This window comes from Novosphingobium sp. ZN18A2 (assembly GCF_036784765.1).
Lineage (GTDB): Bacteria > Pseudomonadota > Alphaproteobacteria > Sphingomonadales > Sphingomonadaceae > Novosphingobium.
This window is the reverse complement of sequence record NZ_CP136651.1, coordinates 1334187-1359249: the sequence shown is the minus strand read 5'-3', so window position 1 is coordinate 1359249 and position 25063 is coordinate 1334187. Positions and strand designations below refer to the sequence as shown.

Below are 25063 nucleotides of genomic sequence, written 5' to 3'. Positions count from 1 at the left end.
AATCAATTACCCTTGGCTAACATAACCCGAAACGGTGGGAACGCAAATCAATGCGCTGGCATTGAAGGGATTTTTCGTATCAAAATTGGACTCAAAGGGGCATTCAGAGCCTGACGAGCGATGCGCCCCAGGTAAATCCGCCCCCCATGGCCTCAAACATCACGAGATCTCCGGGCTTGATCCGGCCATCGCGCATCGCCGAGTCGAAAGCCAGCGGCACGGAGGCTGCGCTTGTGTTCGCGTGCTGATCCACGGTGACGATCACCTTTTCGGGCGGCAGGCCCAGCTTGCGCGCGGTGGCATCCAGAATGCGCGAATTGGCCTGGTGCGGCACAACCCAGTCGAGATCGGCCGCCGTCTTGCCCGCTTCGGCAAGCACTTCTTCCAGAACTTGGGCCAGGTTGACCACCGCATGGCGGAAAACCTCACGCCCCTTCATCCGCAGCTTGCCCACGGTGCCGGTGCTCGACGGGCCGCCATCCACATAGAGCAGCTGGTTGTGGCTGCCGTCGGCATGAAGCCGGGTGGCAATGATGCCGGGCGCGCGCGGATCGGCTTCGTCGACGTCCGCCGATTCGAGCAGGATCGCCCCCGCCCCGTCGCCAAACAGCACGCAGGTGGTGCGATCTTCCCAGTCGAGGATGCGGCTGAACGTTTCGGCACCGATGACCAGCGCGCGCTTCGCCATTCCGGTGCGGATCATGCTGTCGGCAACGCCCAGCGCATAGAGGAAGCCGGTGCACACGGCGGCCACGTCAAACGCGATCCCGCCGGTACAGCCCAGCGCCTGCTGGACGATCGTCGCGGTGGCGGGAAATGTCTGGTCGGGCGTTGCGGTTGCGACAACGATCATGTCCACGCTCGCCGGATCGACGCCTGCCGCCTCGCACGCCTTGCGCGCGGCGCCGGTGGCCAGGGTGGACGTGGTTTCACCCTCACCCGCGATATAACGATTGCGGATGCCGGTCCTCTCGACGATCCATTCGTCGGTGGTGTCCACCATTTCCGCCATTTCGGCATTGGGAACCGCGCGCGCGGGCAAGGCCGACCCGCTGCCCTTGATAACAGAACGGATGGTCACGCAGGTTCGCCTTTCTGCGCGGTGCGGCGCACCACGGGCTGGCGGATCGCGTCTTCACCAACCCGTTCCAGGTCGGCCGCGATCCGGTGGGTCAGGTCGTCTTCCAGAAGGCGCGCCGCAACCGCTACGGCATTGGCCACGCCCAGCGCCGTGGCGCTGCCGTGGCTTTTCACGATAACGCCGTTGAGCCCCAGGAAGACCGCGCCGTTGTGGTTGTTGGGATCGAGGTGGTGGCGCAGCAGTTCGGTTGCCGGGCGCGAGATCAGGAAGCCGATCTTCGAACGCAGCGACGATGCGAAGCTGCGCTTCAGAAGGTCGCCCACGAAACGCGCCGCGCCCTCTACCGCCTTCAACGCGATATTGCCGGAAAACCCGTCGGTCACGACCACGTCCACGTCGCCGCGCGAAATCTTGTCGGCTTCGGTGAAGCCGTCGAACGACATCGCCAGGTCGCCGCTCGCGTCGCGCAGCTGTTCCGACGCATCGCGCAGCGCATCGGTGCCCTTGGTTTCTTCGGTGCCGATGTTGAGAAGGCGCACGCGCGGCTGGTCAAGATCGTGAAGGATGCGCGCATAGGCCGCGCCCATGATCGCGAACTGGACAAGGTTGCGGGCATCGCATTCCGTGTTCGCGCCAAGATCCAGCATCACCAGATCGTTATCGCCCAACGTCGGAATCAGCGCCGCAAGCGCGGGACGGTCGATTCCCGGCATCGTGCGCAGGGCCAGCTTGCTCATCGCCATAAGCGCGCCGGTATTGCCCGCGCTGACGGCGGCACCGGCCTTGCCCTGTTTCACCGCATCGATTGCCAGGCCCATCGACGTCGTCTTGGCGCGGCGAAGCGCCTGCGTCGGCCTCTCTTCGCCCGACACGACATCGGGCGCGTGGAGAATCTCCGACGCGCCCTTCAGATTGGGATGGTTTTCAAGCGCCGCGCGAATGCGCGTTTCGTCGCCTACCAACAGGAACTTGAAGCGATCGTGGCGGCGACGCGCAAGCGCCGCCCCTTCGATCATCACGCGAACGCCTTCATCTCCGCCCATCGCATCGACGGCGATACGCGGCAGGCTCATGACGTGACAAACTCCAAGGAAACGGCCTTAGAGGCCGACGGCGATTACTTCGCGACCGTTGTAGTGACCGCAGGACGGGCACAGATTGTGCGGGCGCTTCAGCTCGCCACAATTCGAGCACTCGTGAAAGGCTTCCGCCTTCAGCGCATCGTGGCTGCGGCGCATGCCGCGACGGGACGGGGAGACTTTCCTCTTGGGGACGGCCATTTCGGCACCTGTTCCTGAATACTTGCGAAATGCTGTTCGAATTCTGCGATAGGCCGAACCCATCCACTACACAACCCCTGCGCAGACTTGCGCGAAGGTTCGGCAACGAACGGGGAAATCCCACCGCGGGCGAACGGCGCCTATACGGATTTTCCGTCGCAATGCAAGGCCCGCGCGGCTATCAAGGCGCATCGACCGCCAATCGGGCGGCGCAAGGGGGGAGTTTCCCGACAATGGTTCTGCCGATCACGCTTACCGCGGTTGCTGCCGCGGCCGTTATCAACCTGTGGCTTGCCGTCCGCGTGGGACAAGTGCGCACCAGCGAAAAGATCAGCATCGGCGACGGTGGCAACGAGATGCTGACCCGCCGGATGCGCGCCCAGTTGAACTTCGCCGAAAACACGCCGCTGGTGCTGTTGCTGATCGGCGGAATCGAATTTGCGCAAACGCACTGGAGCCCGGTGCTGATGGCGGTGGCCGCTATCTATCTGCTGGGCCGCGTGGCGCATGGCGTTGGCATGGACGGAAAGGGATTCGCCACCGGCCGCTCGATCGGCACGATGGTGACCTTCCTCACCCAGCTTGGCCTTGCCGGCTGGGCCGTGGCGATCGCAGCCGGCTGGTAGGCCGTTGGCCCGGCCGGGCCTCAGCTCAATGCGTAATCGCTGACGAAAGCATTGGTCTGGCGCTCACGCCCGAATGTGCTGTGCGGGCCGTGGCCGGGCACGAACGTAACGTCGTTGCCCAGCGGCCAGAGCTTCTTCGTGATCGAATCGATCAGGTCCTGGTGGTTGCCCATCGGGAAGTCGGTGCGACCGATCGATCCCTGGAACAGAACGTCGCCAACGATCGCGAAGTGGCTGGGCGCGTGATAGAAAACCACGTGCCCCGGCGTGTGGCCCGGACAATGGATCACGTCCAGCGTCAGGTCGCCGATGGTCACGGTATCGCCGTCTTCCAGCCAGCGGGCCGGTTCGAACACTTCGCCGTCGATCCCGTATTTAGCGCCATCGTCTCCAAGCCGCGAAATCCAGAAGCGGTCCGCTTCCTGCGGCCCTTCGATCGGCACGCCCAGTTCGCGCGCCAGTTTGGCCGTTCCGCCGCAGTGATCGATATGGCCGTGGGTGACGAGCAGCTTTTCTACCGTCACGCCCGCCTTTTCGGCCGCCTGCTTCAACCGGTCCAGATCGCCGCCTGCATCGATGAATGCCGCCTTCTTGGTCTTCGTGCACCACACCAGCGTGCAGTTCTGCTGGAGCGGGGTGACGGGTACGATGGCCACGCGCATGGGCGGTTCGGCGGTCCGGGATGCTTCGGTCATGCTGACGAGATGGCGGCAATGCGCGGCGATTGCAACGCCAAGGTCGGGCTTTACAGCCGCCCGCCCTTCCACACCACGCGGCCGATCACCCGGACGTCGCCCAGGGGATGCTCGCCCCGGCCATAGGCGGGGTTGTCGCTGATCACGCGTATCGTGTCCGGTCCTGCAGGTTCCAGCCGCTTTACCAGCAGCATGTCGTCCAGCCGGATCACGTGGATGCCCGCACGCAAGGGCGCCGGGCTGCGGTCCACCAGAATCTCGTCCCCGTCGCGCAAGGTGGGTTCCATCGAATCGCCTTCCACCGCGATCACGCTGAGGCTGCCCGGCGCAAACCCGTTGCGCGAAAGCCATGCGGCAGAGAATCGAAGCTGTCCTTCGGGCGCCTCGCCGCTCGCGAAGGCACCCGGCCCTGCAGAAGCGCCAAGCGGCAGGCGCGGCACGTCGATCCAGTCCGCCCCCTTGCGCGCGGCCCTGCCCGCGGGCGCAACGCGTTCGCGCAAGTGTTCGGGCGCGCCAAGCTCCGCCTCGTCCACGCCAAGGAATTGCGCAAGCACGTGGCGATCCCGCTCTTCCAGCCGCTTGGGAGAGCCCTTGCGCACGAACTGCTGCAAATACGAGGGATTGCGCCCGATCATCGCCGAAAGCGCGGAAAGGCTTACGCCCTTCTCGCCCGACAATTGCAGCAGGCGCGATCGCGCAGCGCCATCTGAAGGATCGTCAACCATTGACCGGCTCCGGCTGGGCCTCACTCCGATATCGAAGGATTTTTCCTAGACTTGTAGGATTTAAACGTCAACACCGGAAAAATCCTATCCAACCTCCAGGGAGTCGCTTGGCCATGCTCTTGCGCCAGATAGAGAAGTTCCTTCGCCAGACCGGAATGGCCGAAACGCGCTTTGGCCGGCTCGCCGCCCACGATCCGCGTCTGATCGGCGATTTGCGCAACGGTCGCGAGCCCCGCCGCGCGATGACGGAACGTGTGGAACATTTCATGAACATCTATCTTCGGGAGACGTCCGATGCAGCATGACACCGCCCTCGCCCTCGCCCGCACGCCGCGCCGCCGCCTGTCCACAGGCGAGCGCCTGGGCCGTGCGATCCGCGTACTGGCGGGGCCGCGCGCCGAAATCCTGGACCACAGCGAAACACCCTGGGCGAGCGTCACCTTTGCCGGGTCACGCCACGCATTCACGCTATCGTTCGACGGCTGCGCCGTTTCGCATGACGGCGAGAATTTCATCGCAGCCCTGCCCGATCACGAATTCACGCTGCCGGGGACGCTCGTCGCGGATGCGACGGTTTGCCGGGTGGATCACAGGATGGTTCCCGCCCCCCGGCTTGTCGTGCGGATCGAACTGCTGCTGCTGGACGAGAGTTGACGGCCAGCCTGTGTTCGCCAGCGAGATCGCCGCTATTGGTCGCTTTTGGCCAGCAGCGGCGGTTTCTCGGGTGTCGCATCGACCCACAGGGTCATGTCCACGCTGTTCGACACCTTGTAGGGCTGCCGCTTCGAATTGAGGAACAGCGTCTCCATCTCCTTGCGGTTGAAGGGACGCGCGCCCAGCCGGCCGAAGATCGCGATCTGGCCGCCCGTCTCGTCAACGCCGCGGTCGCGGTCCAGCCCCTTCGACAGGGCCAGCGCCGGGCTGGGCGTTTTCGCCCAGGCGATCAGTTCCGGCTTGGGCTCGGGCGCGAAACCGTAGAAGCCGGGCTGGCTTTCCGGCGATGTCAGCTGGATCACCTTCACACCGTTCTTCCCGTCCGCGACATAGGCGAACGCCGATGCGTTGGTTGACCCCACGATCACGTCTTCGGCATCGTCCAGTTTCCCGCCGGCGGTGAACTGCTGGTAGATCCTGGGCTTGATCGGATCGGTCACGTCCACGATCACCAGACCCTGCTTCTTCGCCGCGACATAGGCATATGTCCGCGCGACATAGACGCGCTGCGCATCGTCGAGCGGCACCGTTGCCCCGGGCACTTCCCTGGGATGCGCCATGTCGGTGACGTCCATTACTTCCAGCCCGTGCGCGGTCGTCACCCACAGATAGCGGAACTGCAGCGCCGATGCGCGCGGATCGTCGAGCGGGACGACCGATGTAACCTTGGGATCGAGGCAGGTCTCGCCATTCTTGTGCTTCAGCGGATCGGCAACCTCACACGGCTTTTGCGGGGACCACGGCTTGGGCAGGTGCACGGTGACGAGCGCCTTGTCGGTCACGATATAGGCATAATCGCCCGCCAGCGTGATGTGCCGCGCGCCCGTCAGCACACCGTCCGGATTGAAGGTGAACTGGCGCGAGAAGAAGTTGTTGCGGAACTCGCCATCGGCCAGCGTATCCACGTTCACCGCGATCAGGCCCTCTACCCGGTCGGTGATGAAGGCATAGTGATAGACGGGCGAGAACGGCTGTTCCTGGTTCACCTTGCGCAGTTCGGGCGTGTTGCGCGTGGGCGCGATGTTCTGGTTCGTGGGCAGCGCCATGCAGGTCGCGTCTGTGGTCTTGACGTGCGTGTCATGGCCCAGCGGCGAGAACGGCGCCGAAATGATGCGCTCCGAAAACGCCTTGTTGCCGATCGACGCGATGTCATAGGCGCGGAAACCGCCCTTCCCTTCGGCCACGAACATGTATTCGCCGCGCATCTGGAGGCAGCGGACCGCGTCCTTCGTGCCTTGCGTGGTGTTCAGGTAGGTCTCGCGATTGCCTTCCTCGCCGGAGAAATCCTTGCCGAAGATCTTGCCGGTCGTGCGGCTCTTCAACTCGCGCCCTTCGGCAACGAACTTCTTGTAGTCATCCGGATAGGCATACCGCTGGAGATAGCTGCCGATCACCGCCTGCGGCTCGCTCCATTCGGTCACGCGTACCGCTTCGAACCCGGTATCGAGGCCGAACCACGCGTTGAAGCCCACGAAGTTCACGTAATTGGTGCCCAGCAAGAGCAGCTGCGCCATGATCGCGTTGTTATCGTCCGCCTTCGACAGGTGGCAATCGGTGCATTGCTTGGTTTCGTTGAGGCGAACCGTGTGCGGGAAGTGCGGCGCGAATGCCTGCGAGCTGTAGCCGATCGCGCTGATCGGCGGCTGCTGCACATAGATGCGTTCGCGATTGATGTTGCTCGACGAAAGGATCAGCGCGGAACTTGAACGGATCGGCGCGATGATCGACTTGCCGCCAATCGGATTGCCGTCCTTGTCGAACTTAACCGGATCGGATTCGCTGGTCTTGGTAGTCTGGTGCTTGCCAAGCTGGAACATGTCGTCGCGCGCCACCTGCGGGTTGTAGGTCGCATAGTTGCGCGTGGCTTCATCGTCGTACTTGTGGATCTTCATCTTCCAGTTGGCTTCGATCGGAAGATGGCAGCCAGCGCAGCTGGTGGTCCACGAAAGGTGGCAGGTAAAGCACGCCATGTCGCCGTCGGGGTGCGCGCGATCGGACTTGGGAACGCCCAGCCCGAACTTGTAGATTCCGGTTTCCGATCCGCTCTTGCTCATCAGCTTGGCGCGGGCGGCCTTGGGATTGAACACCGGCGCGCCGTCGGGCTTCGTCAGCCCCTTGTTTTTCGGATCGACCGAATCCTTCACCAGGCTGACCTGCCATGAAAGCTTCGGATCGATTACCGATCGCTGGATCAGCACGCGGCGGCCGTTCTTGTCGTGCATCCATTCGAAACGGCGCTGCCCGTCCATGTTGCGCAACAGCGAAAGATCGTGCCCGCCCGGAGGCGCGGCTAGGTTGGACGTCATCAGCGTGGGATAGGCATCGGCGGTGCCGTGGCAGTCCTTGCAGCCTATTTCGACCGCGTTCGCCACTTCGCCATAGATCAGGCCGTTGCCGTGATTGTCCTGCGCAAAGTGGCAATCGGCGCACTGCATGCCAAGCTGGGCATGGATGTCCATCATGTGCACGGTCTTGCCCGGATTGTCCGGCCCCACCGGCACGAACGCGCCTTCCTTGCCCTTGCGCCACTTCTGCGGATCGTCAGGGTTGATGATATGCCTGGTATCGGTGCCGTACGTGCTCATGTCGCCATCGGCATCGAGCAGGTTGCCGCGCCGGTCGCGCTTCAGGATCGCGCGGAAGTTCCAGCCGTGACCGTGATAATCCGCGAACTGCTCGGTCTTCAGCTTGCTGTTCAGGTCATAGACATTGCGCAGGAATTCCACGTCGCGCCACAGGCCCCGCGGCGCCGCGCCTTCGGGGTTGCGGTCCAGCACCTCGTGCTGTTCCGACATCGTCGGGTGGAACTGCTTCTTGAAGATGCGCTGATAGTCCTTTTCGGACAGCTTCGGCGGCTTGGGCGCCTTGTTTTCCGGCCCCGGCCACATGAACGGCGCGTCGGATTCGTAATCCCACATCGTGTAGCCGAGATAGCTGTTCAGGAAGATGTTGGGCTGGTGCATGTGGCAGTTCATGCACTGCGAGGTCGGGATGGCGCGGGTGAAGCCGTGGACCAGCGGATGCCCGCGCTCACGCTCCTGCATCGGCACCGGGCCGCCGTCCGCCGCATGGCCGCTTTCGTCCAGACCCGCCGTCGCGTGCGCTTCGGCCTGCGACATCTTGTGACCCGGCATCGATCCATGCGGCGCCACGCCCGCGCCGGACGAGAACGTGGAAAGCTGCTCTGCCGACTGGATGGACTTGAAGCAGTCTTCGGCCATGTGCTTCGAATTTTCGGGATAGGTGCTGTCACCGCCCAGGTATCCCCCGCCGTCCGCGCCCAGCACCGTGCCGCGCACCAGCGAATGTTCCTCGTGCCTCGTCGGGTCGAAGGTGCCGAATTTTTCGGTGCGATGCTCGCCTTCGCGCAGGCGGTTGATGGTGGGATCGACCGTGATCGTCTGCCCGTCGCGACCGCACCTGGCATAGTCCAGGCTGTGCCGCGGTTCGCGATCGTTGGCATAGATCACGTGGCAGGCCGCGCAGCCGGAAGACCGATAATCCCCTGGCTGGTCGTTCGTGCCCATCTGGTAAAGGAACGGGTCGTTAAGCCGCGTCTTGTGAATGTTCAGCACCGCGATCGCAACGCGCAGACCGGTGGCGGGGCCGCGGTTCGACTGCTTGATGTCGGGCCGTCCCGGCTCATCCAGGCGCTGGATCTGGCCGGTGGAATTGGGCAGGCCGATCTCCGGGAACTGCGGATTGATCACGCGCCCGCCGTCCTCGAACACGCGGAACACGTCCGACGGCGGGATCGTGTGCCATGTCGGCAGCGGATAGAGGATAGGCAGCGCGCCGCGCGCCTTTTCGGCGGGTGTCACCGTGCCCCACATCGGCTTGCCGTCGGGGCCGATCTCGTCAGACGGGGACTTGATCAGCGCGGGCTCGCCATCGCGGGTATAGCTTTCGCCGAACATGTAGTTCTTGAAGGGGACGATGCCGTTGTTATACGCGCCGCCGCCCCACAACATCGCGCCCGTCGTCATCAGCGATCGTTCGGACGCCGTGATGATATTCATGTGGCAGGCGCCGCAAGCCTCGCGCACCACGCGATAGTCCGACGGGTTCACGAAACGCACGAATTCGGGATTTTCCTTCGCCAGCGTGGCGTATGACCGCTTTGGATTGGCGGATGAAGGCCAGCCCCACGCCTGCGGATACTTGGGCAGGACGTGCGCCTCGTTCATCGCGGTGGTGTATTGCAGCCCCTTCCAGTCCCAGCTCTTGTCCGCGACGATCTTCGAATTGCCGCCGTGGCAGTCGACGCAGGCCAGCACAACCGCCGGGCTGGCGTGCATCGTCTTGTGGTCGGACTTGGTATGGCAGGAAACGCAGCCCTCGTTCTTTTTGTCGACATAGGCCCACTGTTCCTTCGCGGTTTCACCCGGTTGCCCGCGCGGCGCGGAAGGCGCCTTCATGTAGTGGACGTCCTGTGGCTTTTCCTCGTCAGAGGCGCGCAGCGCCACCGGAACGATCAGGAATGCCAGCGCCAGCAGGAACCACGCGAGCGGAAACCGGCGGAAGCTGGCGGGAGCGAAAGAGGCGAGGCGCGCTGTCATCGGTTCAGAACGAGAAGATCGCATTGGCAAGGACGGAATAGTAGCGACTCTTGCGGTCCTGCTGGGTAAACAGGTCCTTGAAGCCGGAACCGGCGAAAAGCATCGCTCCCGAAAGGCGGAAGACGATGTTCTGTGATGCGTTGGGCCGCCAGATCGTGGAGACCGAGGTATCCCACCCGATGTCGCGGGGGATCGAACCTTCGTTGCGCAGCACCTGCAACACGCGGGTATTGTCGAACCACAAGTGGTTCACATTGGTCGAAACGCGCACTTCGGGCGTCAGGTCGAAATCTCCGCCCGCCCCCACAAGCACCGTACCGGGGTTGGTGAAGTTCGATTGCCCCTGCTCTTTCGAACTGCGCAGCGAATTGAGGATGCCGTTGCGCCCGTTGACCGAGATCACGCGCCCGCCGCCCGCAAAAGGAATCGCCTGGCGAATCCAGTAGCTGGTATCCGCCCCGGCGAACTGCGGGTTCTCGAAGATGGCGTCGAAGCCGCCTTCGGTGTTGTCATAGGGATCGCTGTCGCCGCTGGCATAGAGGCCCGAAAGGCGAAAACGCATCCAGTCCTGGTCATAGCTCAGCTCCGCCGCCGCAAACAGCGCGTGGATTTTCGCCGGGCGGCTGGTGAGGAAGTTGTCGCGGTCCTGCCCCAGCGCGCCATAGACCTGCGCGGTCACGTTGATCCGGCCGATCCGCCCGTCGGCGCCGTATCCCAGATAGACCACGTCGTAATCGCGGCCGCGCAAGTTGCCGATCAGCGCGGGGCGGACCGGGAAGCCGTTCTTGTCGATCTCTACGTCGTTCTTTTCCCGGTTCATGTTGTAGGTGACCGACACTTCGCTGGTCAGCCCGGTGAACGGAAAATCCTGGCGATAGGCGTTGGCAAGGAACACCCAGTCCCTGCGCGGCGTGGCGAAAACGTTGTTCAGGCCCGAATTGGTGTCTTTCTCAAGCCGCCAGAACGCGCCAAGGTTGAACTGCCAACGGTTATCGTCCCGGTTGCCGAAGATGCGCAGGCCAAGCTGGTTGTCGAGGAACAGGAACCCGCGGAAATCGGTGGTGATCGGCTGGATACCAAGGCGCACGGACACGAAATCGTACCGGCTCGTGTCGAAGCGCCCCAGGTGATAGTCGATAAAGGCGTCCTGCACCCCGATGAACCCGTCAAGCCGCTGCGTCTCGCGACTGGGGCGCACATCCAGAACGCGCCGTTCGGGCACGTTCACATAGCTCATGTTCGCGGCCAGCGTCAGCCGGTATTCCACGATCGGCGGCTTGTAGGCCGTCATCCCCTTCAGCAGCGACACCCCGGCGATGAAGGTCTGCGAGAGCACAAGGCTCTGCCCTTTGCCGAAGGTGTCAACCGAGTTGGGCCGTTCGGTCGTCTGGACGCTGACGGGAATCGGGAACGTGCGCGGCTCGATCACGGTATCGGACGTGGCGTTGACGATGAAGAACCAGTCGTCGCCCTTCAGGAAGCCCGGCTTGTCTTTCGCGCGGATCGGCTTGTCGCCCTTCAGCACGTTGTGGTGGAAGGGGTCGAGCGTCGAATGACAGACGTTTTCCAGGTTCGGGAACAGGGTGAATATGGCCCGGTTCTTCTGGCCGGTCTTCGGGTTCTTTTTCGGGCAGAGCGAAGACGTTATGCGCCATCGGTCGGGCACCGCAACGTCGAGCGAAAGGCTTCCGACCGGGCCTTCGCCATCGTATTTTTCGTAAAACGCTTCGGGTGGCGGCGCGGTGACCGCACCCTGGTTGAATTGCTCGATCCGTTCGGGAAGCTGCTTTTGATAGCCGGGACGGCGGCGACCGTCGATCAGCGCGTCGCCCGCGTCTATTTCCGGTCCGTCATTGGCTACGGCGGGTTTCGCTTCTGCCGGAGTGTTCTTCGGCATTTGGGCGGTCTTGGCGTCTTCTTCGCGCACTTGCTTCGGATCAGCGGCTGGTTGGTCCGCCTGCGCCGCATCCGTCGCACCTTCGGCGCCTGCGCCGAACAGTACCGCGGGAATGCCGCCAGCCGCCATGTCGCTTGAAGGCAACGTCCCGAATGTAAGCGGCATTGCCGCCGGGTTCGCTCCCGATGCGCCCACCAACGGGACAATCAAGGCGATGGCGGGCTGGATCACAAGCCCTCGCAGACGTTCTGGTCGCTGCTGTCGAGGAACGGCGCGAACGGGCAATTGACATAGCGCAGCCGCACCCCGTTGCCGACCGGGACCACGATCGTATCGGCGCGCATGTCCTTGGGCGCATTGCCTAGCGTGCCGAGCGAAACACCGGCATTGTTCGCGCCAAGGAAGCTGATCATGTCGTCCTGGTCGATACCGTCGCCCGAAACGCCGATTCCGCCGACAAGCTGGGTGCCACGATAGATCGGCACCGATCCGGGGAAAATCTGGATTCCATTGGCAAGCCGCTGCTGGCCGTTGGCGCTCGCCTTGATCGGGATGGACGTGCACTGGTGCGCGGTATCGTTGGCCGCACCGCCGATATAGGCGGCATGGGCCAGCACGTTCGACCTGACCAGCGCGAATTGCAGCCCCGTGGCCAGCGGGTTGAACTGCGCGATCGGGCGGCTCAGCGGACCGTTGGCGGTGCCAAGCTGCCCATCGGGGAAATAGGGGCGCGACAGGTTGCCGCCAGACCTGTCGGCAAAGGCCTTGGTGCCGGTAAGGGCCGTCTGGTCGCCCAGGAAGTTGCGCACCCGGCCGACGAAATCGGGAATTTCCTGGTCGGGATCGCCCTGCAACGCGGTCGCCGCGTCGGGGCTGGAAAAGAACGTGGCCGTGCGCGCTTTCTGCAACGATACGTCGATGCCGAAGATCGGCGCATCGGGCGCGCGCACAATGCCCAGCACCGCGCCGTGCGTATCGACCACGCTGATCGACACTTCGGCCCTGCTGTCCAGCGGCCGCCTGATCTGCGCCCGCGCGCGGCTCATCACCTTGAACGCCTGCGTCAGGATTTCGCGCACTTCGGCTTTGGTCAAGGGCCTGGAGTTGGTGCCGCCGTCGGTCGCGGCGCGGATCGGAAAGCGATCGTTGCCCGAACCGTCGGTCAGCACGAATGCGTCGGGATTGTCGAATTCGGCGGTGGTCGCGTAACGGAAACCGCTGGCCTCCGTGCCATAGGCGGTGCCCGCGACAATTGCGCCGTCATTGTATCCGCGCACCGGGATCAGCGTGCCCGCGGCATTGTTGATCGCGCTGAAATTGGTCTGAAGCGGCGCAAGGTTGTTCACCGTCGCGTCCGAAAAACGCAGCGTCGTGCCGTCTACGGTGATCTTGTCTCCGGTGATGTTGTCGGGCGGCGCAAATCCCTGAAGCCCGGCGAGCGCGATGTACTCCTCGCCATCGTTGTCCACGTCCGTCACATCGGGATCGAAGCCGTAATCGCCATCGGCCATCACGCCGACCGCGCCGACAAGCACGCCATTCTTGTACAGCGGCATCCCGCCCGGATCGGCCGAAAGCCCAATGGGCGAACGCTTGGGTCCGATCAGGCCGGGGCTGCTGTCCTCGGTCTGCGTCACGGGATTGCGGAATATGCTCCCCCCGCCGGCCTGGAACCGCGCGGTAAGGTCGGAACAGGGCAACTGGCTGAACTGCACGCCGAACAGCGGACCGCTTTCCAGTCCCGGCGTCTGCGGCGCGGGCGGGAAATGCTGCTGCACGATCTCGCTTGCGGTGCGGGTGGAAAAGGCGTTGCCGCCCGACGACAGGTAGGCGGCGGTTACCGCCTTGGCGATCGCGCCGACTTCCGCGGGAAGAGTCAACCCCTCGGCATCGACCGGATTGGCAATCTGCTGCTTGAATTCCGAGTTATAGGTGCTGGTCAGCATCGTCGCCTTCGCACCGTTCATGCGGAACACGGCCAGCACGTTGCCCACCCGGTCCGTCACCGCGATCACCGCCGGCAGGTTGCGCGCCTGCGCCTCGCCAACCGCCTGCGCGATAACCTGCTGCACATCGGTTACCGAAAGCGATGCCTCCTGCACCGTGGGATAGACGCGCGCGCCGGTGGCCGTTGGTGTGGGCGTAGGCGTGGGAAAGGTTCCGGGAACCGAATTCCCGTTTCCGCCGCCACAACCCGCCAGCATCAGCGAAAGAGCCGCGACCGCGGCTGACGTGCGGTGCGGTGCGCCATTCGGCCTCATGTCAGCGCAAGCTCCGGATGCTGGAAACCGCGTCGGTCAACGCGCGGCGGAAGGCAATCGGCTGGAAGCCGTTGGGATCGCGCACAGCGGCATAGGCTTCGTTGATCCGCACACGCAGGTCGCCCGCGGCACCCTGGCTCACCATCCCCTGGTTGACCATGCCGTTCAGCAAGGTGTCGATCGCCATGACCGACTGGACCGCGCCTTCGTAATCGGTGAAGCGCGGAGTGATCGCGTTGCTGGCGATGCTGTCCATGATCGCGAAGGTCTGGGCCTTCGAAAACGTCGCGCCGGAAAAGCGGTCGGCCAGTGCGTTGGCGCTCTGGCGAAGGGCCTGCGCCGCGGTGACGGCTTCTCTGCGCCCCTTGCCCATCGCCGCGTGGAACGCCTTGCTCCGCGCTTCGAACGTGCCGGCCAGATCGGGTGCCACAACGCGCGACGCCGCGATCAGCATGATCATGTTCTCATCGTTGTAAGGCGGCATACCCAGATGGATCGGGCGCCCCGGATTGGGGATAGCCGTTACGTGCGCCTCGTCCCCGTCATAGATGCGACGGTGGCACGAATGGCAATCGTAGAACGTGAACTCGGGGAAGATACCGTCCATGCCTTTCGCCGGCTCGCTGAACAGTTCCAGCGAACGGTTCACCGCCTCGGCCTGGCCCACGGCCCACATCCGCATCGAGTTCGTCTTGCCGCCCTTGCGCTGGACATAATCCGCATCCTCGTTCCAGTGCTGCTGGAGCGTGGAGAACAGGTCCAGTTCGAAAGAAATGCGCGGATGCCCCGCCGCCATGATGCGGTGATAGATGAACTGCCCCTGCCCGTCGCCGGACAAGTGGCAATCCAGGCAAACCCGTGCACGGGTGCGCGGGTTCACAAGGTCCGTCATCCCGTTGGAGACATCGCGGCGATAGCTGGCGCCGACCGTATAGTGGCTGGAAATCCAGCCGCCGGCCGCGCCGTGGCAGGTTTCGCAATCGACGCCGTCCGACAGCTTGTGACCGCCGGGCGAGGCATGGCAGCCCAGACATTCCCGCTGCACGCCGGCCGCATCGAGGCCGAGCCGCCGAACAATGCCCTGCCCGCGCGGCTCCAGAACGGCGCGATAGGCGCGACTGTGCGCACCGCCGGGAGAGCTTTCCTCCTGCCACAGCTTCAACTCGTCCTGGCGGACCGGATGACCGTCAGCGACAGAATGACCGTGGCAGGTCGATCCCGCACAGCTTGCCACGCCAAGGTGCTTTGCCATCGTGGACTGGGCCATCGTGGACGAGACCGTGCCTTCGGCCCGGACGGGTTCCGGCGCGATCAGGAAAGAGGCCGAAAGCGCGCTTGCCGCCATCGCAAGACAAGCGAACACCGCCACCGCACCGGTGCGCGTAAAGGAACGGCAGGCGGCCGTGAGCCGCTGCACAGGTTTCAAATTGCCCAGCATTGCCCCTCGTTCCTGCCGACGCAGCGTGCGGGACCGAAGCTTTTGCCCCTTTTCCCCCAACGCCGGTAGTCCATGCAATACGACCCCGTTGCGCGCGACTATGACACGCAAAGCCCGCCAATCAAGTGCCGAAATGAAACAGACTTGCGAAAACGATTAGCTAACCCGCAGAATTTGGCCGATTTCGCGAAGCGAATTCAGTCCATGTTCGCCAGTCGCCGTTTCACGATTCGCGCCGGATCACCAGATTTCGGATCTCGCTCATGTCCTCCATCGCGAACCGCACGCCCTCGCGGCCTAGGCCCGAATCCTTGACCCCGCCATAAGGCATGTTGTCGACCCGGTAGGACGAAACATCGTTCACCACGATGCCGCCGACGTCGAGATCGTCCCACGCTTCGAGCACCTTGTGGATATCGCGCGTGAACAAACCGGCCTGAAGCCCGAAGCGGCTGTCGTTCACTTCCGCAAGCGCCGCACCCCAGTCCGAAAACCGCGATAGCACGACCACGGGGCCGAACGCTTCCTCGCGCACGACGTCGCTGGCATCGGGTGCATCTTCCAGCAGCGTCGCTTCCAGCATCGCGCCTTCCAGCCCGCCGCCGGCCAGCAGCTTCGCCCCGCCGCCAACCGCGGCATCGATCCAGCCCTTCAGCCGCTTCGCCTCCTTCTCTGAGATCATCGGACCGATGAAGGTTTCGCGGTTCTTGGGATCGCCGGCCTTCAGCGTGCCGACTTTCGCGACGAGCATATCGCGGAAGGTGTCATACACGTCTTCGTGAACAATCACGCGCTGCACGTGGATGCAGCTCTGGCCCGACTGGTAATAGCCGCCGAAGATGATGCGGGCGAGCGCATGATCGAGATCGGCATCCTTGTCGACCACCACCGCGGCATTACCGCCGAGTTCCAGCACGACCTTCTTCTTGCCCGCCTTCGCCTTCAGATCCCAGCCGACGCCGGGCGATCCGGTGAAGCTGAGCAGCTTCAGCCGGTCGTCCACCGTGAACAGGTCCGCGCCGTCGCGGCTGGCGGGCAGGATCGAGAACGCGCCTTCGGGCAGCACATCGCATTCCGCCAGCACTTCGCCCATGATGATCGCGCCCAGCGGCGTCATGCTGGCGGGCTTCATCACGAAGGGACAGCCGACCGCGATGGCGGGTGCGATCTTGTGCGCGGCAAGGTTCAGCGGAAAGTTGAACGGGCTGATGAAACTGCACGGCCCGATCGGCACGCGCTTCCACATCCCCATGTATCCTTTCGCGCGTGCCGAGATATCCAGCGGCTGGATCTCGCCATAATTGCGCGTCGCCTCTTCCGCCGCGATGCGGAACGTGTCGATCAGCCGGGTTACTTCGCCTTCGGCATCGGCAATCGGCTTTCCCGCTTCGACGCACAGCGCATAGGCGAGTTCGTCAAACCGTTCCTGGAAGCGCGCGACGCAGTGATCCAGCACGTCGCGCTTTTCGTAACTCGCCAACTTCGCCATCGGCTCCGCCGCGCGCACCGCCCCGGCAATGGCCTCGTCGATCACGTCCGGCGTGGCGAGCGCGGTGCGGAACGCCACCTCACCGGTGAACTTGTCGGTAACAGCAAGGTCCGTGTTAGGCTGCGCGGCCTTGTTGTTGAGATAGAGCGGATAGGTGTCCTTGAGCTTGACCATCGTTTCCTCCCCCCTCCCGCTTGCGGGAGGGGCCGGGGGTGGGAAAGGACGGGGCGGCAAACAGGCCCACCCCTATCCCCTCCCTTAAGCGAGAGGGGCACTTCGTTATTGCAAAGCCTACAACGCCTTCGAAAGTTCCTTGATATCCTTGTTCAGGATCTGGTCGTTTTCCGAATAATCGACCGGGCAATCGATCAGATGGACGCCCGGTGTATCGCGGCAATGGGCCAGGACTTCGGCCAGGTGCGCAGAGCTTTCGATGCGGTGCCCCTTCGCGCCATAGCTTTCCGCATAGGCGACGAAATCGGGGTTGCCATAGGTCAGCCCCCAGTCCTTGAAGCCCATGTTGGCCTGCTTCCAGCGGATCATGCCATAGGAATCATCGCGCAGGATCAGCACCGTCAGGTTCAGGCCCAGCCTTACCGCCGTCTCCATCTCCTGACTGTTCATCATGAACCCGCCATCGCCGCAGATCGCCATGACCTTGCGTTCGGGATAGACCATCGCGCTCATCATCGCGCTGGGCAGCCCCGCGCCCATCGTGGCAAGCGCGTTGTCGAGCAGCACGGTATTGGGAAGATAGGCAGTGTAGCCGCGCGCGAACCAGATCTTGTAGACGCCGTTATCCAGGCAGATGATCCCGTCTTCAGGCATCGCATCGCGGACCTGGCCGACAAGGTGCGGCGGGAAGATCGGGAAGCGCGCATCGGCAGCCATCTTGCCCGTGTGGTCAAGCTCCGCCGTGTGATAGGCGAGCATGTGGTCGAACTTCCACTTGCCCTGCGGAACGATGTCTTCCTTGATCTGCCAGACTGCGTTGGCGATATCACCGATCACTTCGATCTGCGGGAAATAGACCGGATCGACTTCCGCCGTGCGCGTCGAAACGTGGATCACCGTCGGCCCGCCCTCGCGCATGAAGAACGGCGGCTTTTCGATCACGTCGTGTCCGACGTTGATGATAACGTCCGCATCCTCGACCGCGCGGTGCACGAAGTCCCCGGCGGAAAGCGCCGCGCAGCCCAGGAACTTTGGATGACGTTCATCGATCACGCCCTTGCCCATCTGCGTGGTCAGGAAGGGAATGCCCGTCTTTTCAACGAACTGGCGCAGCATCCGGCCGGTCATCTTGCGGTTGGCGCCCGCACCGATCACCAGCACCGGCGCCTTGGCCTCCTCTATCGCCTTCACCGCGATGCGCACGGCCTTGGACTCGGCCGAAGGGCGGCGCGCGACAGAGGCCGGAATGGGGCGGGAATCGGTGTGCTCGTCGGCAATGTCCTCGGGCAATTCAAGATGCACGGCGCCCGGCTTTTCCTCTTCGGCCAGGCGGAACGCCTCGCGCACGCGGCTGGGAATGTTGTCGGCGCTGGCCAGCTGGTGCGCATACTTGGTGATCGGCCCCATCATGGAAACCACGTCTAGTATCTGGAAGCGGCCCTGCTTCGATTTCTTGATCGGTTTCTGGCCGGTAATCATCATCATCGGCATCCCGCCTAGCTGAGCATAGGCGGCCGCGGTAACGAAGTTGGTGGCGCCGGGACCAAGCGTTGCCAGGCAGACGCCGGTCTTGCCGGTATGCCGCCCGTATGTCGCCGCCATGAAGCCCGCGCCCTGTTCGTGGCGGGTCAGCACAAGCCTGATCTTTTCGGACCGTGACAGCGAATCGAGGAAATCCAGGTTTTCCTCACCCGGAACGCCGAACACATATTCGACGCCTTCCGCCTCAAGGCATTCGATGAATACGTCGGACGCCTTCTTGCCTGAACCGTTGGCCATATATGCCGCTCCTGACTGACGGTCCGCACACGGCCAGGCGCGCGTCCGTTCTCCCCAAGTCAATTGCGACCTCAGGCGGGGCAACGTTATCGTTATGGCCCCCGCGCCCGCCTTGCCCGCAAGGACTATCAAAGCCTTGCGGGCAAGTCACCCCTTGCGGCTGCAAATCACTTGCAGCGGCTCGCGGCCCGCGCGGTCAATATCCCAGGTCCAGGTTTACCCGGTATTCCAAAGGCTCACCGGCGCGAAAGCGTTCCAGGTTGGCAAGGAAGCGCTCCACCCCGCGCTGGAACATGCGGGTTTGCGACCGGCCCGACAGATGCATGGTGATGTGCGCACTCGGCAGATCCCACAACGGATCGTCGGCGGGCAGTGGCTCCGGCGTGGTCACGTCAAGAAAGGCCGAACCGATCTGTCCGTCGCGCAGCGCCGCAACCAGCGCCGGCTGGTCTATCACCGAACCGCGCGCAACGTTGATGACGCAGGCGGTGGGCTTCATCGCGGCAAGCTCCGCCGCACCGATCAGTCCTTCGGTTTCGGCGGTGGCGGGCACGGAAACGATGATCCAGTCAAACTCACCAAGCCGCGCGCGCCATTCATCCGGACCGAGCGTGCCCTCACCGGTCGAACGGCGCACTTTCGTCACCTCTACGTCAAGCCCGTGAAGGATTTTTTCGACGCGCTTCCCGATCGCGCCGTAACCAAGGATCAGTGCGCGGCTGCCCGCCAGTTCCATCGTTCCAGGCGCATCGCGCAGCCATTCGTGCCGGTCCTGCGCGCGCACGACCTCACGATAGCCCTTGGCGATATTGAGCATCCCCATCGTGATGTATTCGGCAATGGTGATCGCGTTGATTCCTGCGCCGTTGGTGAACGCAACGCCGCGTTCCCGCAGGATATTGAGCGGAAACCCGTCGACCCCGGCATAGACCGAGTTGAGCCATTTCAGGCTCGCGGCCCGCCTGATCGCTTCGGCCATGTCCTCTTTCTTGTGGAGGTCAAACCAGCCGATTTCGGCTTTCGGTGCCAGTTCGAACAAGTGCTCGGTCGTGTCGAAGAAGCGCGGCTCGATCCAGTCGGGCAAGCGCCCCTCGATCAATGGGCGCGCCAAGACGTTCATCACAAAGACGGTCACTCTTTTCTCCCCTCCCGCTTGCGGGAGGGGCCGGGAGTGGGCGCCTTGGACCGCAAGATTCGCTGGAAAGACAATGCCCACCCCTAACCCCTCCCGCAAGCGGGAGGGGGACGGATCAGCCCAGCTTCCACTCCCAGCCGAGTGGATCGCCGTCCATGACCTCGACGCCCTTGGCGGCAAGCTCGTCTCGCAGCGCGTCGGACTTTGCAAAATCTTTCGCGGCGCGGGCTTCCTTGCGCGCGGTGAGTGTTGCTTCGATCTCGGCCTCGTTGACCGTCGCATCCTTCGGGCGAATCCGCAGCGCCGTGCGCTCAAGGTCGAGCAGGCCCAGCCCCATCACCGCATCCATCGCGGAAACAAGCGCCAGCTTCTCGGCAGGATCGACCTTTTTCATCGCGATCGCCTCTTCCGTCGCGGTGAGCGCGATGGGCGTATTGAGATCGTCAGACACCGCGGCATCGAACTTTGCCATCAGCGGCGTGAGTTTCGGCCCCCAGCTTTCGGCGGGTGTGGAAGCGCGCTCTTTCAACTGGCCCACCGCCATCACCATGCGCTTCAATCGCACAAGCGCCGCGCCCAGCCCTTCCCAGCTGAACTCAAGCTCGCTGCGGTAATGCGCCTGAAGGCACATCATGCGGTAGGCGAGCGGGTGATAGCCCTTGTCGATCAGCAGTTGCAGCCGCAGGAACTCGCCCGCCGACTTGCTCATCTTGCCGCTGCGCTCGACAAGGAAGTTGTTGTGCATCCAGATGCGCGCGCCGCTGTTCGCGGCATTGTCCAGCCCGTTGGTGCAGCAGAACGCCTGGTTCTGCGCGATTTCGTTGGGGTGGTGGATTTCCCGGTGGTCGATCCCGCCGGTGTGAATATCGAACGGAAAGCCCAGCAGCTTGCCGCTCATCACGCTGCATTCAAGGTGCCAGCCCGGCGCGCCCTTTCCCCACGGGGAATCCCATTCCATCTGGCGCTTTTCGCCCGGCGGAGTCTTGCGCCAGATCGCGAAGTCGGCGGCGTTGCGCTTGCCTTCCACCGCATCAATCCGGCCTTCGCCTTCTTCGGTATGGGCGCGGGCGAGGCGGCCATAATCGTCCACCGTGGAAACATCGAAATACAGCCCGCTGTCGAGTTCGTAGCAGTGTTTTTCCGCGATGCCTTTCGCGAACTCTATCATCGCCGGAACATAGTCCGTGGCGATAGACCAGTGCGCGGGCTGACGGATGTTGAGCGCCTTTATGTCCGCCCAATAAGCCTGGGTATAATGCTTAGCGATGTCCCAGATGGATTGCGCGCGCTGCGCGGCCATTTTCTCCATCTTGTCTTCGCCCGCGTCGGCATCGTCCGTCAGGTGCCCCACGTCGGTAATGTTGATGACGTGGGTAAGCCGGTAACCCTTGAAGCTGAGCGTGCGGCCCAGAATATCGGCAAAAACATAGGCGCGCATGTTGCCGATGTGCGGGTAGTTATAAACCGTCGGCCCGCACGAATAGACGCGCGCTTCGCCCGGATGAACCGGCTGAAACACCTCGGGCTTGCGGGTCAGGCTGTTGAACAGCGTCAGCGGAACGGCAGGGGCGTCTGTCATCGCCAGCGCCCTTGCCCCGCCCCGCATGGCGCGGTCAAGCGGAGAGCGTCCCTACGGGGCCGTCGCCGATTCTGCCGCCGGTTCTTCCAGCGTCTTTGCCAGCCACTCGAACTGCGCCTTGCACCCATTGTCGAGCAGCATCACGCCAAGCCCGGAAGCATCGGTGGGCACCTTGTCGGGATCGAGCACGACCAGTTCGAAATCCACGCCATTGTCAGACGCGCTATCGTCGACAGAGCGATAGGCCTGCCCGTCGGACAGGGAAACAACCGCCCTGGGCCAGGGAACGCCCGCGGTGTTCTTCGGCCACAGGATGCGGGTCATCGCGCCGCCTTCCGCCTCACCCAGCCAAGTATAGCGGCGCTGCGACGCTTCGCCGCGCCACAGATAGAGATCGCTGCCGCGCGGCACGCAGACGCGGCCGCCCTTGTCGATATCGGCGATCCAGATGCTGGGCGGCAGGATCGGGCCGGCTTCGTTAGGCACGCCGCCGCGTACCGCCCCCGCGCGGACAGCGACCGGACTGTTCATCGACCGGGCAAGCCGCGCCGCACCGCCGATATTGCGCGTGGACGTGGCATCGAGGTCGAACGAGCCGGCGCCGCGCAGCACGCGTGTGCCGACCTTGTCCAGCACCGTCACCACATCGCCGCTGCGAAGAGTGATCTTCGTGCCCGCAGGCAGGCGCTTGCCCGGTGGATAGGACGATGCCGAAGGCCCGGTGGACCGCACGATCACCGACTGCGCCAGCGCCTGCGCCGAAACGGCCAGTCCCAGCGATACGGCAGCCAAGGCGGCAATCGTCTTCATCACGTTGCGCATCGCCTTACATCCCGCCCGAACCGGCCGGGGCCGCGGCGTTGGCCATGACGTCAAGCTGCGCGTTGCAGCCCAGTTCGCCCATCTTCGCGGCAACCTCCATCGGATCAGGAGGCAGCGGCCCCAGCAGCCTGGTGGTGATCTTCACCGCCGGCCCCACGGGATCGCTGAAGGTGTAAGTCTGCCCGTCCACCACAGGCAGCGTCGCGGCCGGCCAAAGCTTCAGCGCGTTGCCGCGCTTCCAGACAAGATCGGCCACCGTGCCGTCGGCGGCGGTCAGCGTGGCGGTAGCCTCCTCCGTGCGGTTCGGACGCCACAGGACCAGCTTTGACGGATCGGCCACGCAATAGGTGCCGCCCTTGCTGACATCGATATACCACACGCTGCCCGGTCCCGGCGGGGCTTGCTCCACCGGCGCGCCGCGCACGGCCCCGGTGCGGGTGCGGCGGCTGGACCCGCTGGACAGGATCGCGCTGGCAAGAGAGGTGCCTTCACCGTCGCGGTTGACCTTGCCGTTCATAGCAAAGCTGCCCGGCCCGGAGAGCACGCGCGTGCCCGACTTGTCGAGCACAGTCACGCGGTCTCCGGATTTCAGCGTCACGGTCGCGTTGGCGGGCAGCTTGCGCCCTTGCGGATACTGCGCCGCCGATGGCCCGGTTGACCGGATGATGACCGCCTGGGCCATTGCCGCGCCGCCGATGGCCAGCGATGCAATGGCCGCAGCCCCTGCCGCCATCGCCTTGAGCGCCTTCGAATTAGCCAAGGACATAGCTTTCTCCTTTATGCGTCTGGGTCAGCCTCTGGACGAGGTTGATCACGGCATCGTCATGCATCGATTCGGCGAGCTTCGCTGTGAGTGACTGCACACGATCCGAATTTCCCTGCTCGTGCGCCGCGATCAGTTCGCGCACCCGTGCGCGTTCCTCGTCGGTCGCATCGGGCGTCGGTTCGAAAATCTCGACCGGGGTGGAACGGCCGCGCAGCGTGACCCGGCCCATCGGGCGGAACCAGTCCAGCCCGGTGCGCTCCATCGCCTCGCGGCTGACCAGCACTTTGGTATCCAGCGGCTTGTTCGCGCTTTCCAGCCGCGCGGCGGTGTTCATCGCATCGCCCAGCGCGGTGTACTGGATGCGCCCCTCCCCGCCGAAATTGCCGACAATTGCCTCGCCATAGTGCAAGCCCACGCGCGTCCGCCCGATCTTCGGCACGCCTTCGGGCACGGCCTGGCGGAACGCCTCGCCCGCCTGGTACATCGCCCAGGCCGCCTTCGCCGCGCGCTCTCCATCGTCGGGGTAGGCGATAGGCGCGCCCCAGAAGGCCACGACCGCATCGCCCACGAACTTGTCGAGCGTGCCGCCGTATTCAAGCACGACCGCGGACAGGCGGTCGAGATAGTCGTTGAGCAGTTGGGCGATCATTTCCGGCTCTACCGCGTGGGTCAGCTTGGTGAAGCCTTCAAGGTCGGTGAACACGCAGAATATCTCGCGCTTTTCGCCGTGCAGCGAAAGACGTTCGGGATTGCGCATGATCTCGCTCGCCACGGAACGGGGCAGGTATTTTCCCAGCGCCCCTTGCGCGAACTCGCGCTGCGCGGCGTTGATCGCGCGCAGGGCCGAACTCACCGCCGTATAGGCGACCAGCCAGCCCACGATCCAGCCGACCGAAGGCAGGCCCAGCGTATCGAACCCGCTCCGCGCAAGAAAATAGGGCAAGGCCAGAAAGGCCGCGAACTGCACCAGTACGCCGATCGCCAGCAGCCAAGTGCGCACTTGCCCCGCCGCTGTCGCCGCGCCCAGCAGCACGACAATCGCCGCCGCGAGCCACTTAAGCCACGGCGGGATATTCACCGGCAACCAGTGGTCGAGCAATTGCGCCAGCATGGAGGCGTGAACTTCCACCCCGATCATGCGCGTCTCGCCCGTTACCGGGTTGCCCGTGCGCGTGAACGGCGTGTCGAACTGGTCGAAATCGGAAAAGTCGCCGCCGATCAGCACGTATCGGCCGGTAATCGCCTCGGCCATCAGCGGTGCGGTGTCAGGATCGGCCAGCAGGTCTATCGGGATCTTGTCGAACACCGGGCGGTCACTGGCGGTCGGCACGCGATAGCGGATCGGGCCGGTATAGCTGGCAAAGCGCATGTCCGCGTCGCCCTTGACGTTCTTCGTCATCGCCACGGACAGCAGTGGCGGCAGGCCCGGATACTGGTGCGGCCAGTGCCGCGCCACGCCGTCGTTATCGGTTTCCAGCAGGATGCTCGCCGGGCCGACGTCGCTGGTCGTTACCGACTTGATATAGGCCGAAAGATCCTGCGTCTGCTCATATGTAATCGCTTCAGGGTTGGTCTTGCTGTTGGCATAGGCAAGGAAAACCGGCGTCTTCATCGCCTTCAGCGTCGATTTGAGCAGCGGATCGTCCGGCTGGGGCGAATCGAACAGGATATCGATGCCGATGCCCTTCGCGCCCAGCGTATCTATCTGTTTCAGCGCCTTTGCCAGGATCGTGCGATCCACCGGGGATATCTGGCCGGTCTTGCGGTTGGTATCGGCGGTATAGACCACCAGCGTCACCCGCTTGTCGGGATCGGTTGCCGGCGCCAGCGCCGCGGTGCGGATATCGTAAAGCGCGCTTTCCGCGTCGCGCAGCAACGGAAGATGCCAACTGCGCGCGGCCAGGAACAGCGCCACGGCAAGCAGGATCGCGGCGACCGCCACGCGCTGCCAGCCGAGTTGCGAGACCGTGCGCCCCACGCGCCGCTCCATGCGATCCTGGCGCTTGTCAGGCATCGGCCGCTCCCGTCGCGGCTTTCCGTGTC

Annotated in this window: 19 protein-coding genes; 3 read left to right on the top strand and 16 right to left on the bottom strand. The window is 63.9% G+C overall.

Annotated elements, in window-relative coordinates; all coding sequences use genetic code 11:
* Positions 1–103: 103 nt before the first annotated feature.
* Genes RXV95_RS06760 through rpmF form a run of 3 tightly spaced genes read right to left on the bottom strand, consistent with a single transcriptional unit; the run spans position 104 to position 2361 of the window.
* Positions 104–1081 carry a beta-ketoacyl-ACP synthase III gene (locus RXV95_RS06760; RefSeq protein ID WP_338468243.1) on the bottom strand — a complete coding sequence of 326 codons (978 nt, stop codon included), beginning with the start codon at positions 1079–1081 and terminating at the stop codon, positions 104–106.
* Positions 1078–2154 (bottom strand): phosphate acyltransferase PlsX, encoded by a 1077-nt coding sequence (gene plsX / locus RXV95_RS06755; RefSeq protein WP_338468242.1) that lies wholly within the window; start codon positions 2152–2154, stop codon positions 1078–1080. The genes RXV95_RS06760 and plsX overlap by 4 nt, the downstream gene beginning before the upstream one ends.
* Positions 2155–2181: 27 nt before the next feature.
* Complete coding sequence (gene rpmF, locus RXV95_RS06750) at positions 2182–2361, bottom strand: 50S ribosomal protein L32 (RefSeq protein ID WP_338468520.1); 180 nt, start codon at positions 2359–2361, stop codon at positions 2182–2184.
* A 233-nt stretch (positions 2362–2594) separates the two neighbouring features.
* Here rpmF and RXV95_RS06745 point away from each other — a divergent pair, with 233 nt between their 5' ends.
* Positions 2595–2987 (top strand): MAPEG family protein, encoded by a 393-nt coding sequence (locus RXV95_RS06745; RefSeq protein WP_338468241.1) that lies wholly within the window; start codon positions 2595–2597, stop codon positions 2985–2987.
* A 20-nt stretch (positions 2988–3007) separates the two neighbouring features.
* Here RXV95_RS06745 and RXV95_RS06740 read toward each other — a convergent pair whose 3' ends face one another.
* Positions 3008–3682, bottom strand: a complete 675-nt coding sequence (locus RXV95_RS06740; protein WP_338468240.1) for an MBL fold metallo-hydrolase — start codon at positions 3680–3682, stop codon at positions 3008–3010.
* Positions 3683–3732: 50 nt separating this feature from the next.
* Positions 3733–4407 carry a S24 family peptidase gene (locus RXV95_RS06735; RefSeq protein WP_338468239.1) on the bottom strand — a complete coding sequence of 225 codons (675 nt, stop codon included), beginning with the start codon at positions 4405–4407 and terminating at the stop codon, positions 3733–3735.
* Between the two features lie 113 nt (positions 4408–4520).
* Between RXV95_RS06735 and RXV95_RS06730 the strand changes: the two genes are divergently transcribed.
* Both RXV95_RS06730 and RXV95_RS06725 read left to right on the top strand, forming a co-directional pair.
* On the top strand, positions 4521–4712 hold the full coding sequence (locus RXV95_RS06730; protein WP_338468519.1) for a hypothetical protein: 192 nt from the start codon (positions 4521–4523) through the stop codon (positions 4710–4712).
* Positions 4702–5061: a hypothetical protein gene (locus RXV95_RS06725; protein ID WP_338468238.1), complete on the top strand. Its 360-nt coding sequence runs from the start codon at positions 4702–4704 to the stop codon at positions 5059–5061. The genes RXV95_RS06730 and RXV95_RS06725 overlap by 11 nt, the downstream gene beginning before the upstream one ends.
* Positions 5062–5093: 32 nt before the next feature.
* On the opposite strand, the gene RXV95_RS06720 is transcribed toward RXV95_RS06725, so the two are convergent.
* The 11 genes from RXV95_RS06720 to RXV95_RS06670 all read right to left on the bottom strand — a co-directional run bounded on the left by RXV95_RS06720 (position 5094) and on the right by RXV95_RS06670 (position 25034).
* Positions 5094–9680 carry a hypothetical protein gene (locus tag RXV95_RS06720; RefSeq protein ID WP_338468237.1) on the bottom strand — a complete coding sequence of 1529 codons (4587 nt, stop codon included), beginning with the start codon at positions 9678–9680 and terminating at the stop codon, positions 5094–5096.
* Positions 9681–9684: 4 nt separating this feature from the next.
* Positions 9685–11577, bottom strand: coding sequence for a hypothetical protein (locus tag RXV95_RS06715; RefSeq protein ID WP_338468518.1), 1893 nt, complete (start codon positions 11575–11577; stop codon positions 9685–9687).
* A gap of 227 nt (positions 11578–11804) precedes the next feature.
* Positions 11805–13838 (bottom strand): heme-binding protein, encoded by a 2034-nt coding sequence (locus tag RXV95_RS06710; RefSeq protein WP_338468236.1) that lies wholly within the window; start codon positions 13836–13838, stop codon positions 11805–11807.
* Between the two features lies 1 nt (position 13839).
* A complete protein-coding gene (locus RXV95_RS06705; protein WP_338468235.1) occupies positions 13840–15276 on the bottom strand; it encodes a multiheme c-type cytochrome in 1437 nt (478 codons plus the stop codon).
* A 223-nt stretch (positions 15277–15499) separates the two neighbouring features.
* Positions 15500–16939, bottom strand: coding sequence for an aldehyde dehydrogenase family protein (locus RXV95_RS06700; protein WP_338468234.1), 1440 nt, complete (start codon positions 16937–16939; stop codon positions 15500–15502).
* A gap of 117 nt (positions 16940–17056) precedes the next feature.
* Positions 17057–18718, bottom strand: a complete 1662-nt coding sequence (locus tag RXV95_RS06695) for an acetolactate synthase large subunit (protein WP_338468233.1) — start codon at positions 18716–18718, stop codon at positions 17057–17059.
* A gap of 196 nt (positions 18719–18914) precedes the next feature.
* Positions 18915–19853: a D-2-hydroxyacid dehydrogenase gene (locus RXV95_RS06690; RefSeq protein WP_338468232.1), complete on the bottom strand. Its 939-nt coding sequence runs from the start codon at positions 19851–19853 to the stop codon at positions 18915–18917.
* A gap of 115 nt (positions 19854–19968) precedes the next feature.
* Positions 19969–21432, bottom strand: coding sequence for a cysteine--tRNA ligase (cysS, locus tag RXV95_RS06685; RefSeq protein ID WP_338468231.1), 1464 nt, complete (start codon positions 21430–21432; stop codon positions 19969–19971).
* A gap of 51 nt (positions 21433–21483) precedes the next feature.
* The gene (locus tag RXV95_RS06680) at positions 21484–22242 is read right to left on the bottom strand and encodes a hypothetical protein (RefSeq protein WP_338468230.1); all 759 of its coding nucleotides are present in this window, start codon (positions 22240–22242) and stop codon (positions 21484–21486) included.
* A 16-nt stretch (positions 22243–22258) separates the two neighbouring features.
* Entirely contained in the window at positions 22259–23014 is a 756-nt protein-coding gene (locus RXV95_RS06675) for a hypothetical protein (RefSeq protein WP_338468229.1), read from the bottom strand.
* Positions 23007–25034: a CHASE2 domain-containing protein gene (locus RXV95_RS06670; RefSeq protein WP_338468228.1), complete on the bottom strand. Its 2028-nt coding sequence runs from the start codon at positions 25032–25034 to the stop codon at positions 23007–23009. Before RXV95_RS06670 ends, RXV95_RS06675 begins: the two co-directional genes overlap by 8 nt.
* Positions 25035–25063 lie beyond the last annotated feature (29 nt).